The sequence below is a fragment of the Janthinobacterium sp. 64 genome, from assembly GCF_002813325.1.
In the GTDB taxonomy this organism is placed as follows: domain Bacteria; phylum Pseudomonadota; class Gammaproteobacteria; order Burkholderiales; family Burkholderiaceae_D; genus Janthinobacterium.
On the sequence record NZ_PHUG01000001.1, the window covers coordinates 2696067 to 2713303 of the forward strand.

At 56.4% G+C, this 17237-nt stretch carries 13 protein-coding genes; 8 read left to right on the top strand and 5 right to left on the bottom strand.

Annotated elements, in window-relative coordinates:
• Positions 1-94 precede the first annotated feature (94 nt).
• The 3 genes from CLU91_RS11835 to CLU91_RS11845 form a co-directional block, all read right to left on the bottom strand.
• Complete coding sequence (locus CLU91_RS11835; protein WP_100874314.1) at positions 95-1309, bottom strand: O-antigen ligase family protein; 1215 nt, start codon at positions 1307-1309, stop codon at positions 95-97.
• A gap of 103 nt (positions 1310-1412) precedes the next feature.
• The gene (locus tag CLU91_RS11840; protein ID WP_100874315.1) at positions 1413-2813 is read right to left on the bottom strand and encodes a sensor histidine kinase; all 1401 of its coding nucleotides are present in this window, start codon (positions 2811-2813) and stop codon (positions 1413-1415) included.
• Positions 2810-3496 (bottom strand): response regulator, encoded by a 687-nt coding sequence (locus tag CLU91_RS11845; RefSeq protein WP_100874316.1) that lies wholly within the window; start codon positions 3494-3496, stop codon positions 2810-2812. Before CLU91_RS11845 ends, CLU91_RS11840 begins: the two co-directional genes overlap by 4 nt.
• A 158-nt stretch (positions 3497-3654) precedes the next feature.
• On the opposite strand from CLU91_RS11845, the gene CLU91_RS11850 reads away from it, so the two are divergent.
• Positions 3655-4473, top strand: coding sequence for a MipA/OmpV family protein (locus CLU91_RS11850; RefSeq protein WP_100874317.1), 819 nt, complete (start codon positions 3655-3657; stop codon positions 4471-4473).
• Between the two features lie 148 nt (positions 4474-4621).
• Positions 4622-4852 carry a DUF6139 family protein gene (locus CLU91_RS11855; protein ID WP_100874318.1) on the top strand — a complete coding sequence of 77 codons (231 nt, stop codon included), beginning with the start codon at positions 4622-4624 and terminating at the stop codon, positions 4850-4852.
• 64 nt (positions 4853-4916) lie between these two features.
• Here the strand turns inward: CLU91_RS11855 and dnaE are convergent, their stop codons facing one another.
• Positions 4917-8456: a DNA polymerase III subunit alpha gene (gene dnaE / locus CLU91_RS11860; RefSeq protein WP_232730716.1), complete on the bottom strand. Its 3540-nt coding sequence runs from the start codon at positions 8454-8456 to the stop codon at positions 4917-4919.
• 137 nt (positions 8457-8593) lie between these two features.
• Here dnaE and CLU91_RS11865 point away from each other — a divergent pair, with 137 nt between their 5' ends.
• The gene (locus CLU91_RS11865; RefSeq protein ID WP_232730717.1) at positions 8594-9490 is read left to right on the top strand and encodes a sulfurtransferase; all 897 of its coding nucleotides are present in this window, start codon (positions 8594-8596) and stop codon (positions 9488-9490) included.
• A 121-nt stretch (positions 9491-9611) separates the two neighbouring features.
• On the opposite strand, the gene CLU91_RS11870 is transcribed toward CLU91_RS11865, so the two are convergent.
• The gene (locus CLU91_RS11870; protein WP_157814682.1) at positions 9612-10607 is read right to left on the bottom strand and encodes an acyltransferase; all 996 of its coding nucleotides are present in this window, start codon (positions 10605-10607) and stop codon (positions 9612-9614) included.
• A gap of 351 nt (positions 10608-10958) precedes the next feature.
• Between CLU91_RS11870 and CLU91_RS11875 the strand changes: the two genes are divergently transcribed.
• From CLU91_RS11875 to CLU91_RS11895, 5 genes are read left to right on the top strand one after another with little or no spacing between them, the layout of a single operon-like run.
• On the top strand, positions 10959-12470 hold the full coding sequence (locus CLU91_RS11875) for a flippase (protein WP_100874321.1): 1512 nt from the start codon (positions 10959-10961) through the stop codon (positions 12468-12470).
• On the top strand, positions 12460-13404 hold the full coding sequence (locus CLU91_RS11880; protein WP_100874322.1) for a glycosyltransferase family 2 protein: 945 nt from the start codon (positions 12460-12462) through the stop codon (positions 13402-13404). Before CLU91_RS11875 ends, CLU91_RS11880 begins: the two co-directional genes overlap by 11 nt.
• Before the next feature lie 2 nt (positions 13405-13406).
• Entirely contained in the window at positions 13407-14780 is a 1374-nt protein-coding gene (locus tag CLU91_RS11885; RefSeq protein WP_100874323.1) for a hypothetical protein, read from the top strand.
• A gap of 15 nt (positions 14781-14795) precedes the next feature.
• Positions 14796-15956 carry a glycosyltransferase family 4 protein gene (locus tag CLU91_RS11890; protein WP_100874324.1) on the top strand — a complete coding sequence of 387 codons (1161 nt, stop codon included), beginning with the start codon at positions 14796-14798 and terminating at the stop codon, positions 15954-15956.
• Between the two features lie 28 nt (positions 15957-15984).
• Positions 15985-17220 (top strand): glycosyltransferase family 4 protein, encoded by a 1236-nt coding sequence (locus CLU91_RS11895; RefSeq protein ID WP_100874325.1) that lies wholly within the window; start codon positions 15985-15987, stop codon positions 17218-17220.
• Positions 17221-17237: the final 17 nt, after the last annotated feature.

Genomic DNA, 17237 nt, shown 5'->3' on the forward strand with positions numbered 1-17237 from the left:
TGCCGGCCAGCGCCAAGTAAAGCAATTGATGTAAAGCAGTTGAGGTAAAGCAGGACCGCGCCGCCCGCACATGGGGGCGGCGCGGATTACCGGATCAGTCCGGTATGCGAGGCAACTGCCCCGCCCGCGCCGGCAAGGCGCCCGCGAGCGGAATCGCCAGCAAGATCATGAAGGCCATGCCGAAGACGCCATCGCGTATCATCGCGTTGAACATGGCGCCCAGTATCAGCGATAAGGTCAGCATCCCCAGCCACATGCCACGCTCGCCTCCCGTACGCCAGGCATGCACGAGCAATCTCACCAGTACCCACAGCAGTGCCAGCAGGCCGAACAGGCCGATTTCCGCCATGTACAGCATGTAGTCATTGTGCGGCGTCAAATGAATACTGATCGGATTGCCCACTGTCCTGGCCCGGTATTCCTGCAGCCAGGTGCCCACGCCATGCCCCTGCAGCGGTTTCTCGGCAATGATTTGCAAGGTGACGCCATACATCGCCAGGCGAATGCCTTGCTCGCTGGTTTCCTTGCCTTCGGAAAAGGCGCCGATATCGGCCATCGTGTTGTCGACGCGCTGGCGCAGGCCCGACGCTTGCGCCAGCATCAGAATCAGCAGCACACCCACGGCCAGCACGCCCAGCACATTGCGCCACGACAGATGCAAGTGACGCGCACCGATGAGCATGCACAGCATGACAAAGATCAGGCTGCCCGTGCGTGTCTTGCCCAGCAACAGACCGGCCACAGCCACATACAGGAATTGCAGCAGGCGTGGCCAGTTGACGGGCCGCGCCGGCTGCTCACTCAACTGGAACAGCATCCAGGCGGAAGCAATGCCCAGCAACACTCCCAGCAAGATCGACTTGTTGCCGGAATAAAACACATAACTGCGGAAAAAGCCCACGTTCGGTAACACACCCAGGTAATTGAGATAAAACAGGGTGGCGGCCACCGTGGCGCCGGCAAAGAAGGTCTTGACGGCGCGGTGCTGCCACGCGCCAGGGCCTATGCTGGCAAAAAATAACAAGAAGACAAAAATCTGGTAATGCACGAGATCGGTCCAGAATTCGCTGGGCGGACGCTCGAGGAAGATGCCGGCGCCCACGGAGACGACGCTCAGCGCCAGCACCGGCCAGCGCAGTGGGCTTTCCTTGACGTGACGCCAGCGGCTGGCGAAGTCGCCGGCCAGCAGGTAGGCGATGATGAAAGCCACGACGCCGGCGTACATGAAGCCGATTGGAAAGAACAGGGTGAACGGCAAGACGGCAAGGATGGCTTGAGGCCATTGTGAACGGCGGGCAAAGAAATTCATGGAGGGAGGGGCTCGGTATCTAGTGAAAAACGGTGGCGCTGCAGCGCGACACACGGTGGCACGCCGGAGCAGGAAAGCAGTATCGCCTATGCATCATGGCAAGTCAAACCACTGCCCGGCCGGACGGCGCCAGCGGCAGGCGTACCTCAACCAGCAAGCCCTGGCCGCCGCTGGCGCGGTGCAGCTGGATGGTGCCGCCATGCTGCTGCACCACGGAAGCGACGATGGCCAGGCCCAGGCCGCTGCCAGGCTGGGCCTGCTGCGGCGCACGGAAGAAGCGGTCAAACACGCGTTCATACAGGGCCGGCGCAATGCCCGGCCCCTGATCCGCCACGTGCAGCACCGCCTGGCCCCGCTCGGCATGCAGCGACACCGTCACGCTGCCGCCATGCGGGCTGTACTTGATGGCGTTTTCCACCAGGTTGTCGATCAGCGATACCAGGCTCTCGCGCTGGCCCGGCACCTGCAGCGACACGCTCGCTTGCAGCTCCAGCTCGATGCCGCCCACCTGCGCCAGGCCGGACAGGGCGGCCAAGCGGTCTTGCAGCAGGATATCGAGCGCCTGTGGCGGCCGTTCGCCCGCCTGCGCCTGCACTTCGCTGCGCGTCAGCTGCAGCAGCTGCCCCACCAGGCGCGCGGCGCGGTTGCCGCTGTTCAAAATGCCATCAAGCAATTCTTGCTGGCGCGGGTCGCTGGCCTGGGCCTGCAAGGCTTCGACATTCACACGCATGGCCGCCAGCGGCGTGCGCAGCTCATGCGTGGCGTCGGCGATGAAGCTGCGTTCGCGCGCGGCGCTGGCGCCCACGCGCTGCAGCAGCGCATTGATATTGTCGACCAGCGCCGCCAGTTCGCCATGCGGTGGCTTGAAGGCCAGCGGGCGCAAATCCTGCGGCCCGCGCGCCGCCACCTCTTGCGCCACGCGGCGCCACGGCCGCATGGCCAGGCGGATCGACAGCCAGGCCGGCAGCAGCAGGAAAGGCAGGCTGATCAACAATGGCAGCAGGTAATAGCCGTGTGAATTGATCGTAATGAAAAACTGCCATGGGCCGCCCACCTCCAGCACCGTCACGCGCGTGCCGCCCTCGGTCAGGCTGCGGCTGCGCCAGGCCTGGCCCTTGATGTACACCATTTCCATCTGCTCGGGGCCGGCGCTGCGGATGCCGCTGGGCGCCTCGGGCGACTTGTAGACCAGCTCGCCGCCGCGCCACACCAGGATACGCGGCGCCAATTCCGGCACTTGCCCCGTTTCAAACTCCTCGCGCAGGGCTTCATCGATCATGCGCAAGCTGTGCTGCTGGCGCGCGGGTTGGTCGGCCAGGTTATCGGCCACGCTGATAATGGCGCGCAATACCCCGCGGCCCACATTGCTCGCTTCGCCCGTCCCCTCGAACAGCACATAGGCCACGGCCAGGCTCCACAGCACCGTCAGCGTCAGCATCTGCGCCATCATCAGGCGGCGCACCAGCGTGGGCCGGCGCAGCATGGCCCAGACGCGGCCGATCATGCCGACGCGCCCGGCGGCGCCGGGGAATCGCCTTGCTGGTCGATGACATAGCCGACGCCGCGCAAGGTGCGGATATAGCCCTCGCCTATCTTGCGGCGCAAGTTACCCATATGCACATCCAAAGTATTGCTGGCGTTGGCCAGGCCACCGGGCAGGATATGCTCTTCCAGCACGCGGCGCGTAATGACTCTGTTGGCGCGCATCAGCAGGGTTTTCAGCAGCGCATATTCGCTGGCCGTCAGTTCCACCGGCCGCCCCTGCACGCTGACCCGGCGCGTGGGCACCTGCAGCAGCAAGCCGCGCAGTTCGATGGTGTCGCCATCGAAGCCATAGCTGCGGCGGGCCAGTGCGCGCACGCGCGACAGCAGCTCGGCCAGCACGAAGGGCTTGACCAGGTAATCATCGGCGCCGCCATCGAGGCCGCGCAAGCGCTGCTCCAGCGTATCGCGGGCGCTCAGGATGAGCACCGGCAGGCGCGCGGCGCGCAGCCGGGCCAGCAAGTCGAGGCCATCGCCGTCCGGCAAGCCCAGGTCCAGCAGCACCAGTTCGCAACTGTCGTGCTCGATGCTGCGCGCCGCGTCTTCCAGGCTGCGCACCCACACCACTTGCAGGCCCTGGTCGCGCAGGGCGATGCGCACGCCGTTGCCCAGGTCCATGTCGTCTTCAATCAGCAATATCTTCATGGTGAGTATTAAACCACCGCAAGCTGAAGAATGGGTAAAGAAGCGCTCTTCATGCAATCTTAATAAAAGGCTCATTTCTCCTTCATGGCACAGGCCGATACTAGCCGCAGTCAATCGAGCCATTCCGGACTCGGTTCTCCACCTGACGGAAACATCTTATGCAAGCAACTACTACCCTGTCCTCGACCCTGACACTGGCCAGCCTGCTTTTCATGCCTTTGTCCGCCCTGGCGGCCGAGCCAGCCTCCGGCAATGTCTTCACCATCGGTGGCGGCGTCGGCGCCGCCACCAGCTACTCGGGCGGCGACAAGATCCAGGCCTTGCCAGTCGTCATCCTCGATTACGCCATGAGCAATGGTTTCTTCGCCAGTACCACGCGCGGCCTCGGCTATGGCGGCCAGGCCGGCCCCTTCAGCTACAGCGCCGCGCTCGGCTATCGTGGCGAGCGCGCCGACCACAAGCGCACGGGCGTCAATGGCATGGGCGGCAGCAATTACCTGAAGGGCATGGGTGCCGTCAAAGGCAACGCCAGCGCCCTGCTGGAGATGGGCTACTCGCCGCTGCCAGGCCTGCAGCTGAGCGTTTCGAGCGACATTCCCCTGACACAGCGCGACAATGGCGCCAATCTGCACCTGGGCGCCAGCGGCCAGATCTATGGCCGCAGCGACAGCAAGGGCCAGCAGCAAGACACCGTCAGCCTGAGCCTGCAAGCGGGCTGGGGCGAGAAAAAATATGTGCAGACCATGTACGGCGTGACGGCCGTCCAGGCCGCCAACACGGCGTTCAAGCGCTACACGCCCAAGGGCGGCTTTTATGAAGCGCAGGCCAGCGCCAGCTGGGAACACAGGATCGACGCGCGCTGGAGCGTCAACACCCTGGTCGGCGTGACGACCCTGCTGGGCGACGCTGGCAAGAGCCCCATCGTGCAGCGCAAGACCACGCCGATCGGCGCCGTCTACGCCACCTACCGTTATTGACCTCAGGCAAGGAAACGGCAGGCCACGCCTGCCGCCGCGCACGACAAAAACCATGCCGGCCGCAATCCTGTTACGCTAGCCAAATCGGTTGGCGCCTTGTTCACGCCTGGCGCTCACCGGTTCCCCCAACGCTTACTAGGAGGCATTCATGCGCGTAGACATCTACCGCCGGGCCGAGCACGACGGCATTTTTTCCTACCTCGCCGTACCGGAAGGAAAGCTCATTCCGGAAGAAGTGACCAATACCGACTGGCAACTCGAAGTACGCGCCAGCGAAGTGGCCGACGATGCCGAGATCTTGCCCGACTACCATATCGAACAGCCGCACCAGCAGATCGCCGCCAAGGGCTATGCGATCACGGGCCTGAAATACATGTAAACCAACAAAGCCAAACCAGCACGTCTGCGGTTTGGCTTTGTTTTACGATCTGAGCACTTACAGGTCAGTATTCGACCGCCACCTCTTGCGCGCCCAGCATTTGCTCGAGCGCCATCTGCAATTCATCCGATGGCGCCACTTTCCACTCGTCCCCGAACTGCAGCACGCAACTGACGCCTTGCGGGCTGACCCGCGCAGCGATCGGCAAGCCCGTCTCGGCCCGGTGCGGCAGGATCACGTCACGGATGCGCTTGGCGTCCAGCGTGGCGGGCAAGGTCAGGCCCAGCTGGCGGCCATACTGCACGCGCGCCGCGATGATGTCGAAAGCGCTCTCGGCCGTGATGCGCAAGCCGCCCGAGAAACGGTCTTCCGACACCTTGCCGACGACGGCGAGAAATTCATCTTCCTTGAAAATTTTCCTGTTGGAATCGAACAATTCGCCATACACGGTCACTTCCACCGTACCGCTCTTGTCATCCAGGGTGACGATGAGAATCTTGCCGCGCTGCGTCATCTGCGTGCGTAAACCCGTGATGACGCCAGCCATCATGCGCGGTTCGCGCGACGGCGACAGTTCCGACAATTTCGTGCGCGCAAAACGGCGCGCCTCGGGCGCATATGAGTCGAACAGATGGCCGGACAGATAGAAGCCCAGGGCGATCTTTTCTTCCGTCAATCGCTGTTTGTCACTCCACACGGGCACCTTGACGTACTCGGGCGGCGCCACCATGTCGCTGTCGTCGCCGCCGAACAGGCTCACCTGATTGGCCGCCTTGGCCGCCTGGTCGGCGCATTCCATGGCGAACGCCACGGATGCGAGCAGGATGGCGCGGTCGACCTTCAGGCAGTCGAAGGCGCCGCTGCGTATCAGCGACTCGATGGTGCGGCGGTTGATCTGCTTTTTATCCACGCGCTTGCAGAAATCGAACAGGCTCGTGAAGGGACCGCCGGCCTCGCGCGCGGCGATGATCGCTTCGATGGCGTTCTGGCCCGAGCCTTTCACGGCGCCCAGGCCATAGCGGATCTGCGTGACTTTCTTGCCGCTCACGGACGGCGGCGCACCGCTCGGCGTGAAGCGGTAGTCCGATTCGTTGATATCCGGCGGCAACAAGGTCAGCTTGCAGATTTCCAGCGAGTCTTCCACCAGGATCTTGATCTTGTCCGTGTCGTCCATGGCCAGCGACAAGTTGGCGGCCATGAAGGCGGCCGTGTGGTGCGCCTTCAAATACGCCGTGTGGTACGACAGCAAGGCATAGGCGGCGGCGTGCGATTTGTTAAAACCGTAGCCGGCGAACTTTTCCATCAAGTCGAAGATCTCGTCGGCCTTTTCCGCCGTCAAGCCATCTTTCGCCGCACCGGCGCGGAAGATCTCGCGGTGCTCGGCCATCTCTTCGGCCTTCTTTTTACCCATGGCGCGGCGCAGCATGTCGGCGCCGCCCAGCGAGTAGCCGCCGACGATCTGCGCCATCTGCATCACCTGCTCCTGATACACCATGATGCCGTAGGTTTCGGACAGAATCGATTCCGTGCGCGGATCGGGATAATCGAAGCGTTCACCGTGCTTGCGCTTGCAAAAATCGGGAATCAGGTCCATCGGGCCCGGACGGTACAACGCCACGAGCGCGATAATGTCTTCAAAACGGTCGGGACGCGCATCTTTCAGCATGCCCTGCATGCCGCGCGACTCGAGCTGGAACACGGCCACGGTCTTGGCCTTGGTCAGCAAGTCATACGACGGCTTGTCATTCAGCGGCAAGGTGGCCAGGTCGAAGTTCGCCTGCGCGGGATCGAGCTGCTTGATGTAGCGCACGGCGCGGTCGAGAATCGTGAGGGTCGTCAGACCCAAAAAGTCGAACTTCACGAGGCCGACGGCCTCCACGTCATCCTTGTCGTACTGCGACACGACGCCCGAGTCGCCGCCCTGCGTGTACAGCGGGCAGAAATCCGTCAGCTTGCCCGGAGCGATCAGCACGCCACCCGCGTGCATGCCGATATTGCGCGTGATGCCTTCGACTTGCTGCGCCAGGTCCAGCAACTGCTTGACCTCTTCCTCGTTTTCCTGGCGCTCCTTGAGCAACGGCTCTTCCTCGATGGCGTCGGCGATCGACACGGGTTTGCCCGGCTTGAACGGGATCAGCTTCGAGATGCCGTCGCAGAAGTTGTAGCCGAAGTCCATCACCCGGCCCACGTCGCGGATCGCGCCCTTGGCCGCCATGGTACCGAAGGTGGCGATCTGCGAGACGGCCTCCTTGCCATACAAATCCTTGACGTGCTGGATGACGCGGTCGCGCCCTTCCTGGCAAAAGTCGATATCGAAGTCGGGCATCGAGACGCGTTCGGGATTGAGAAAACGCTCGAACAGCAGGTTGTATTGCAATGGATCCAGATCGGTAATGAGCAGCGAATACGCCACCAGCGAACCGGCACCCGAACCGCGGCCCGGGCCGACGGGTACGCCGTTTTCCTTGGCCCACTGGATAAACTCGGCCACGATGAGGAAGTAGCCGGGGAATTTCATGTTGCAAATCGTGTCCGTCTCGAATTTCAAGCGCGACTCGTAGCGCGGGCGCTCCTTTTCACGGCGCTCGGGATCGGGATACAGCTGCAATAGCCGTTTTTCCAGGCCCGCCTGCGATTCGGCAACGAGGAACTCGTCGATCGTCATGCCGGGCGGCGTGGGGAAGTTCGGCAACTGTGGCTTGCCCAGGGTCAAGGTCAGGTTGCAGCGCTTGGCGATTTCCACGGAATTGGCCAATGCGACAGGCAAGTCGGCGAACAGTTCCGCCATGTCCGCCTGCGACAGGAAGCGCTGGCTGTCGTTGAAGCGCTTCACGCGCTTGGCGTTGGCCAGCATTTCGCCTTCGGCGATACAGGTGCGGGCTTCGTGGGCAATAAATTCCTCTGGGGAAATAAATTGCACGGGATGCGTGGCCACCACGGGTAAACCGAGCTTGGCCGCCAGCGCCACCGCATGGCGCACCTGCGCTTCCTGGTTGGCCTGGCCGCCGCGCTGGATCTCGACATAGAAGTGGCCGGGAAAAATCTCGGCCCAGCGCTGGGCGTTGCGTTCGGCCAGGGCCAAGTTGCCATTCTCGATAGCAATGCCAACATCGCCGAAATGCGCGCCGGACAGGGCGATCAAGCCATTTGCCGCGCTTTCGCCCGGGTACAGGTCGTAGGTATTCGTCGCCAGTGCCTGCAGCCACTCGATGCGCAGCTCCGCGCGTCCCTTGTACTGGTTGGTCAGCCAGGCCATCGACAGCAGTTCGCACAGTTGCAGATAGCCCATGCGATTCTTCGCCAGCAACAGCAAACGCGACGGTTTTTCGCGGTTGTCGTCATTCGTGATCCACACGTCGACGCCGACGATGGGCTTGATGCCCTTGCCGCGCGCTTCCTTGTAAAACTTGACCATGCCAAACAGGTTCGACAAGTCGGTGACGGCCAGCGCCACCTGCTTGTCCTTCGCCGCTGCCTTGACCACGTCGTCGATGCGCACCAGGCCATCGACGATCGAGTACTCCGAGTGCACGCGCAAGTGGACGAAGGCGGGACCGGGCTGCACCGCTTGCTGTGAACCTGCCGGAGCGCCGGCCTCTTGCATTACCATTTCCATCCTGTGTACCGTTTCGTGCAAAATTCAATGGGGTGTATTCTACCGCGTCGCGCGTGCGGACCGGGTATCCGGCCTGGCCCGTCGGGCTTATAATATCGGCTGTTCAGTCTAAGCCGATCGCCATCATGCAAGCCATCACCCCAGCAACACCCGCCGTTTCCGCCGCCGTCAACCCGCTGGCCGTCACGTTTGTCAATATCGCCGCGTATAAATTCATCACGCTCGACGATACGGAAGCCATGCGTCCCCTGTATCAGGAGCAATGCCTGGCGCTGGAACTGAAGGGCACCATCCTGCTGACACCGGAAGGCATCAATATGTTCCTGTCCGGCACGCGTGAGCATATCGACAGCTTCCTCGCCTGGGTCCGCAGCGACGAGCGTCTGGCCGATCTGGAATGGAAGGAAAGCTTGTCGAACGAGCAATCGCACAAGCGCATGCTGGTCAAGCTGAAAAAAGAAATCATCACCATGCGCATGCCGCTGATCAAGCCGGAACTGGGCCGCGCCCCGTCCGTCGATGCGCACACGCTCAAGCGCTGGCTCGACGCCGGCGTCGACGACGCGGGCAAACCCGTGGTGATGATGGAAACGCGCAATGCCTTCGAAGTGGACGTGGGTACGTTCAACAACACGCTCGATTACCGTATCGACAAGTTTACGGAATTCCCGGCCGTTGCCGCAGCGCACAAGGAAGAACTGGAAGGCAAGACCGTCGTCACCTTCTGCACGGGCGGCATCCGCTGCGAAAAGGCCGCCATCCACATGAAGGAAATCGGCTACGACAGCGTGTACCAGCTCGACGGCGGCATCCTGAAGTATTTCGAGGAAGTGGGCGGCGAGCACTACACGGGCGACTGTTTCGTGTTCGACTACCGCACGGCCCTGAACCCGAAACTGGAACCGACGGAAACCGTGCAATGTTTCGTCTGCCGCGCCGTCGTCACGCCGCGCCAGCAGCTGGCGCCGGAATACGTGTATGAGGTGTCTTGCCCGCATTGCTACGGCAAGCATAGACTCTAATACCGGGCGCAGAAGGTAGGACAGCACTTGCCTGGTACCGCAGACCGTTTCTTAAAAACCAGACTCGATCCATTCTTGCGTTTTTCAGGCGAAACTCCTACCTACCAAGCGATCAATTCTTTTACGTAATATATCGTAAAGGTTTAATCAGTCGCAGTATATAAATAAGCACGAACGACGCGGCGAACACGCAAATAGAAGTAGTCAGAGAAGTGACCCATGGATTCCCTATCGTCGCTGAAATAGCGCGCGCCTTGAAAATGGGGTCAATCATAAAGATGTGTATACAATAAATTCCCAAGGTACAGTCGGATATGGCCATTACCCAGCGCGACGGCACGCCTGGTTTCATCCCCATAAAGGCAGTGTATAAGCCATAGGCGGCCCCTACGACCAGGGGCGACAGGTAAATATAGAAAAATTCACAAGGCCCACCCAGGTGTTGTGACCACAAATAAGTAACGGCCATAGTGGCGGCTGAGCAACTGGCAAAAATGGTCAACCCTGCCATGAGGCTACCGCGGCTATCGGCGATATAAGCACCAAGCAACAAATAGCCAATATATCCGCCAAAGTATGTCAAATGATACTGTGTAGCAAGCAACCCCAACTGTAAGCTTCCGCATTGCGTATCATTCATCAGCGCCATGATGGTTGGGTAGATCGAAGCGACCGCGAACCAGAGCAAGATGAACGCCAGATGCTCTTGCCTGCTGCTATGCTGGTAAAACTTGCGTAATACTGGCACTACGGCGTACAGACCAACGAGGGCATACAAGTACCACAGGTGAAACATTGTCTGGCCACTCATAATTTTCACCACCCACGCATCCCAGTTACCAATAATTACACCGTTATACGCTAGCCACCATAGGAAAAAACATGACCAAAATATTAATGGTGGGATAATTTTTAAGAAGCGCTTACGAAAAAAAGTGCCAAGGGCCTCATCCTTCGATAATAGATTGGCGCCGCTAATCATAAAAAATATCGGTACGCATGCACGCGTCAGTGAGTCATAGAAATTGGCTGCCCACCACTTTTCTCCGAAAGCATGAAAATTCTCTGCTGAAACATGCAATAAAATCACCATAAAACACGCAACGATACGCAACAAGCTAACTCTTCGGTCCATTCTTATCCCATTCTTCAAGAAAACTGCTATTGCAGAATATCAATATCATGCAAAACTGACAAAAGTACTTTACCGATACCGATAGTCATTCGCGCGTCAGCTCTTACTTGGACGATCGCGTTCAAACCCGCTATACTAAGGGGTTACCTTAAAGGCATTAGATTTTGATAGTGATTTTACGTTAATTAATTGCATTTAAGAAAACATCACTCTCCCAGTCCTTTCGCCATACTTGGCTAGGCCAAGGGTTCACTACGCCAGAGTAGCTGCGCTAGTTGGCTTGAACCAAAACATTTTCCGCTGGTATGGTATGTCATCTGAGACGCCCCCGCCATGCATCTCAACCTAAAGATTCATTACATGCTTATCCGCAACACTTTGTACAACTTGCTCGGACTTGGCTTACCGATGCTGGTCGCTATCGGATCGATGCCAGCCCTGATCCATCTGCTCGGCGACGAACGTTTTGGCATGTTGACGCTCATCTGGGCTGTGGTCAGCTATTTCGGATTATTCGACTTGGGCTTGGGACGCGCACTGACATTGCAAATATCGCAACTAATAGCAGACAAGCGCGACGCGGATCTTCCCTCGCTGATTTATACCAGCCTGCTGATCATGTCCGCGCTGGGCTCGTTTGCCGGCATGCTCATGTGGCTCGGAGCTGACTGGGGTGCAGCCCATATGGCTGGCGGCGTAAATACCAAGGAAATTTCTGGTTCCGTCAAGGTCATGGCAATGGCGATGCCATTTATTGTATTGACCTCCGGTTTGCGCGGTATTTTGGAAGCGAGAGGGGCGTTCGGCATCATTAACATGATACGTTTACCTATGGGAATGTTCACCTTTCTCGGCCCGCTGGCGGTGGTGCTATGGTACAAAAATGACCTGATCGCGGTTACCGTTGCGCTTACCGTCGGACGTATCGTCGCGTGTCTGGCCCATGTCTACTATGCCACACGCTCACTGCCCGGCATGCTCAATGACCGGCGCTATCGCAGGGAGTTGATCAGAGGCTTGATCAGCTCAGGCGGATGGATGACCGTCAGCAATGTCATCAGCCCATTGATGGGCTACATGGACCGCTTCCTCATTGGGGCAACCATTTCCGCCGCTGCTGTGGCCTACTATGTCACGCCATTCGAAGTCATCTCCAAATTATGGATCATTCCTGGGGCGTTGACGGCAGTACTCTTCCCTCGCTTTACAGGCGAATTATTTGCGCACGGCAAGGAATCCCCTACGCTTTTCAGAAAAGCGCTACTGATGTTATTTTTGGCTATCTATCCGTCAACGTTGTTTTTTGGCATTTTTGCCCAAGATTTCTTGCGGCTGTGGATCAATCCCGAGTTTGCTGAAAAAAGCTACTTTTTACTGCAAGTTTTCTCGCTGGGCATCATGATCAACTGCATGGCGCACATCCCCTTCACTTTGATCCAAGGTGCAGGGAAAGTCAGGGTCACTGCCATGATCCATCTGGTGCAGTTCCCATTTTTCATTCTCATCCTGTGGTTGGCCACCTCGCGTTACGGCTTGGTGGGGGCGGTGGGAGCATGGCTGGCACGGATGCTGATCGATGCTTTCATCATGTTTTTTCAAGCCGCGAACATCATCAACATGCGCGAGGTCATTGATCACCCACTACGGCTCTGCGGCGTGGGCATCCTCATACTTTTATCGTACTTGCCAGTGCTTGTCGACGGCCTCCTGACACGAACATTGCTATATGCATGCTGCATATCTGTAATGTTTGCTTACATATGGCTTTGTATAGCAACAAAAAACGAACGACAATACGTCCTTGGCAAAATTTCTTCTGATTTCGGTGGCAAGCATGATCTTTAAAGACAATCCATTGGTTACTATCGTGACTCCCGCCTACAATCAGGCTGAGTTTCTTGAGGAAACTATTGCAAGCGTGCTGGCACAAGACTATCCGCATATCGAATATATCGTGCTGGACGACGGTTCGACGGATAACACCAAGGAAATATTGCAAAAACACCAAGGTGAATTTTATATTGAAAGTCAGCAGAACATGGGGCAAGCCAGTACCTTGAATAAGGGATGGGATATGGCCCGAGGAGAAATTTTCGGTTACCTGAGCGCTGATGATATTTTGTATCCTGGGGCAATTACCAAGCTGGTAGCTGCATTACAAGCTGATGCCAGCATTGCCGTGGTCTATCCAGATTGCCACCTGATTGATCCGGCATCGATTATCATAAAAAAGAATGTATGCCGTCAGTTCGATCATGAAAATCTCGTTGTTGAGCAAGAATGCTTTATTGGTCCCGGCGCATTGTTTCGTAAAGCTTCCTACCTGAAAGCGGGTGGCTGGCGGCCTGATCTGAAACTGGCACCTGATCGCGAGTTCTGGATGCGGGTGGGCCTCAATGGCGGCTTCAAAATGCTCGAAGAACCACTGGCGGGCTATCGCATGCATCCGAAATCCATTTCTTTCTATGAAAAGCGGCCGGAGATCGCAATGGAATATCTGCGAGTAATGGACGATTTCTATGCGCGCAAGGACTTAGCACAGTGCCTCATTACTCGCAAAGATGAAGCATATTCGCATGCCTTGCTGGTCATCGCCCGTTCGCACCTGCGCAGCGGCGATGTGACTGGCGGCTACAAAAAGTACCGCGAAGCCATCGCCCGCTATCCCCGTCACCATTCTTTGCGCACGATACTCAGCCTGTTGCGAACCAGCATCAGTAAACCGCTGCGCCGGCTAATCTGGGGTCTGCAATCCTTGTTGCCAAAGACAAAGATTTAAATATGGGCGCTAACAGACCTGCAAACCAAAAGCCCCGGGGCCTTTGGTTGCCTATTATATTCTTTCAGATCTATCTGAATATCTCGGTATTTTTATTTGCTTTTGGACCGTGGCCGTGGCCGATCAGCAATCCTGTTGAACTATACAGCTTTCTGACTGCCTCTCACATTTTGCTCGCTTTGGGATATTACTCCGGCCACAAAAAGGCTTTGCGTTCCCGACTAGTGACCAGCAAGTCAAAAATCGATTGGTTGAGGATTTCATTAATCCTGAATCTGGTCATGTTGCTGCCGAGTTCATTTTCGCGCACAGGTACCTTTTTGCCCAATATCATGTTCGGTTTGGCAGCCCCTGGCGAAGCATATCAAAATGCAGTGGAAAGAAGCTTCTCCGGCGGCCCATGGGTGATCATCGAGTATATCCGAATTATATTGGCACCCTTACTGGCATTAAGCTTTCCCTTTGTAGTGGCAACTTGGCAAAAACGCACCACAAACGAAAAACTGTGCTGCGCCTTCATCATTTTATTTAATATTTCCATGTATATTTCCATGGGAACCAACAAAACCATCGTCGATACGGTGCTGTTGGTTCCCTGGCTTATGGCACTGGCTATCGCCTCCAGGCATTTAATACTGAACAAGAAACAAAAAACAATACTGGCGTTGGCTAGCCTAACGGCGATGTTTGGTGCCTTTATCTTCTTCGGCTATGGGCAAACCCAGCGCTCTGGCGGTGTCGCAAGCGGTAGAACGTTTGGTCCACCGATCTTCATAGAGCCCGATCCCGATAATTGGATGACATACGCAATGCCGGAGCAATATCAAATCTATGTAGAGTCACTTTTGCGCTATTTGTGCCAGGGCTACTATGCACTGTCACGTGCCATGCTGCTCGATTTTGAAAGCACCTTCGGTGTCGGCAATTCGATATTTCTCTCAAGAGCAGCGACTTCGCTAACTGGCATGGTGGAATTAGGAACACATACCTATCCGGCCAGGCTGGAAGCGGCAGAAGGGTGGGGTGAACTGACACTGTGGCATTCGATCTATACGTGGATCGCGTCGGATGTAGGTTTCGCTGGCACTTTGTTGATCGTGTTCTTTATTGGCCGCTATCTTGCCATGTCATGGATATATGCAATCTTATACACCGATAAACTCTCCATCCTGCTATTTACTTATTTGACCATCATGTTGCTATATTTCCCAGCAAATAATCAACTGATGCAGAATGGTGAATCCTGCATGGGATTTCTATTGACTTTATTTTTATGGCTCCTATTCACCGGACCATTGATGAAGGAAATAAAAAAAATACGAAAAATGCAAATCCTCAAGCGGCAGAAAAAAATACCCAGATTGCCCAAGATTTGAACGAAAAGATTACAAGTGAAAAAGAAAATATTAATACTGGTCGATTGGTACTTGCCTGGCTATAAGGGTGGGGGACAGATCAAGGCTGTCGAATACATAGTCGAGAATCTGAAGGAATACTTCGATTTTTATATCTTGTGTCGCGACCATGATGCAGATGGAACAAGCTATCCAGGCATCGCCACGAACACCTGGATTATGCGTGATGGCATCTGGATAAAATACATGTCTGCCACCCAGCGACCTTACCGTGCCAGTATCACGGCTGAAGTAGCGCTACCACAGTGGGATGCCATTTACGCCAATAGTTTTTTCAGCACCTATTTTTCGATCATCCCTTTGCTGGCACGGCGTTTCTCGGCAAGTTCTAAACGGCCATTTATTCTGGCACCTCGAGGTGAATTCTCACCTGGCGCCTTCAATCTGAAACGCTGGAAAAAAAGGGCATTTGTCGGCCTGGCGAAACTGCTGGGCCTGCACCGGGATGTGTTGTGGCATGCGTCGACAGAGTTGGAACAGGCGGACATCCTGAAACAATTTGCGCAAGCGAGCGTACACATCGCCCGCGAATTGCTGCCCCCTGCGGTACAGTCTCAAATTACCCCGTTGGAAAAAGAACCAGGCCAGTTACGACTTATCTTCTTATCGCGTATTTCCAGCAAGAAGGGACTCGATATTGCGCTGCGGACGCTGTCCAACCTCGACAATGGGCAAGTCAGGATGGATATATATGGCCCCATCGAAGATGTACGCCATTGGAACGAGTGCTGCGCCTTGATTGCCAGCATGCCTTCCAATGTCACCGTCAAGTACTGCGGTGAACTTCCGCATGCACGCATCAAGGAGGTCATTCCCGAGTATCATTTTCTGTTTTTTCCCACGCTGGGAGAAAATTTTGGCTATGTCATCATAGAAAGTCTCTTGGCAGGGCGGCCTGTATTGATCAGTGACCAGACCCCATGGCGCCAACTGCAGCAAAAACAGATCGGGTTCGACATTCCACTTGCGCGGCCAGACTTGTTCGTGCAAACCCTGCAAACTCTGATTGGACTGAACCAGGCCGGTTTTGACACTTACCAGGCAAGTGTCAGCGCCTATGCCAGCGCCTACGTCGCATCGCAAAGCACGCTGGTTAACGACAGCTTTGCGCTATTTTCTCGGGCCCAGTCAGCCTGAGTGAAGAGTCAATAATGAAAGCAACAATTTGAATATCCTAATCGTCAGCCAGTATTTCTGGCCCGAGAATTTCCGCATCAATGATCTGGTGCGCGCCTTGATCGGCCATAGGCAGAAAGTCGATGTGTTGACCGGGCAGCCTAACTATCCTACGGGCAAGACTTTTGATGGCTACCGTGCCAATGGATTCTCCGTGCAGAATTGGGAGGGCGCCACCATACACCGGGTGCCATTGGCTCCGCGTGGTGTCGGATCGGCATTGCGCCTGGTATGGAATTATGTATCATTCGTCCTGAGTGGCTCGGCGCTCGGTCCTTTCGCGCTGCGCGGCAGGCATGTAGATGTGATCGTGGTGTATGCCGTATCGCCCATTTTGCAGGCCCTCCCCGCTATTTTTCTGAAATGGATAAAGGGTGCCAAACTGGTTATCCTGGTACAGGATCTCTGGCCAGAAAGCCTCGAAGCTACAGGTTTTATACGTAACCGTACCGTGCTGGCGTTGGTAAGGTTAATGGTACGTTGGATTTATGCACGCGCAGATCTGTTGTTGGTTCAGTCAGAAGCATTTATCGAGCCGGTTGCGGCCTTAGCCGATCGCGGGAAAATTGCCTACCACCCGAATACTGCAGACGATGTATTTGTCGCTCCACAGCAGGAAACATCGGCTCATTGCCCCATTCCGGGCCTTGAGGAAGGCTTTAGCGTGGTTTTCGCAGGCAATCTGGGCACGGCCCAGTCGGTAGAAACCATCGTCGAGGCAGCTGCCTTACTAAAAGATATGCCGGAAATCCGTTTTGTGCTAGTCGGCGACGGTAGTCGGGTTAGCTGGATCGAGCAGAAAATTGCCGAGTTAGGCCTGGAAAATGTGCAATTAACTGGCCGTTATCCCCTTGCATCAATGCCGTCAATCTTAAAGCATGCCGGAGCGCTGCTGGTAACATTGAAGGATGAACCAATTTTTGCGCAAACTATCCCAAGCAAAGTCCAGGTATACCTGGCCATGGCGCGCCCGGTCGTCGCTTGCTTGAACGGAGAAGGTGCGCGGATCGTGCAACAGGCCAACGCTGGCGTCAGCTGCAAAGCCGAGGATGCTCATGCACTGGCCATGGCCATCCGCCAACTTGCGGCCTTATCTGTCGAGCAGCGCAATGCACTGGGACAAAATGGCTTGCGTTATTTCCGCAGCCATTTTGACCGGGATATGCTGACAAAAACTTTGATTGATCATTTTCAACAGCTAATGGATCCAACAAGTACTACATAGTACGAGACAATAGTTTT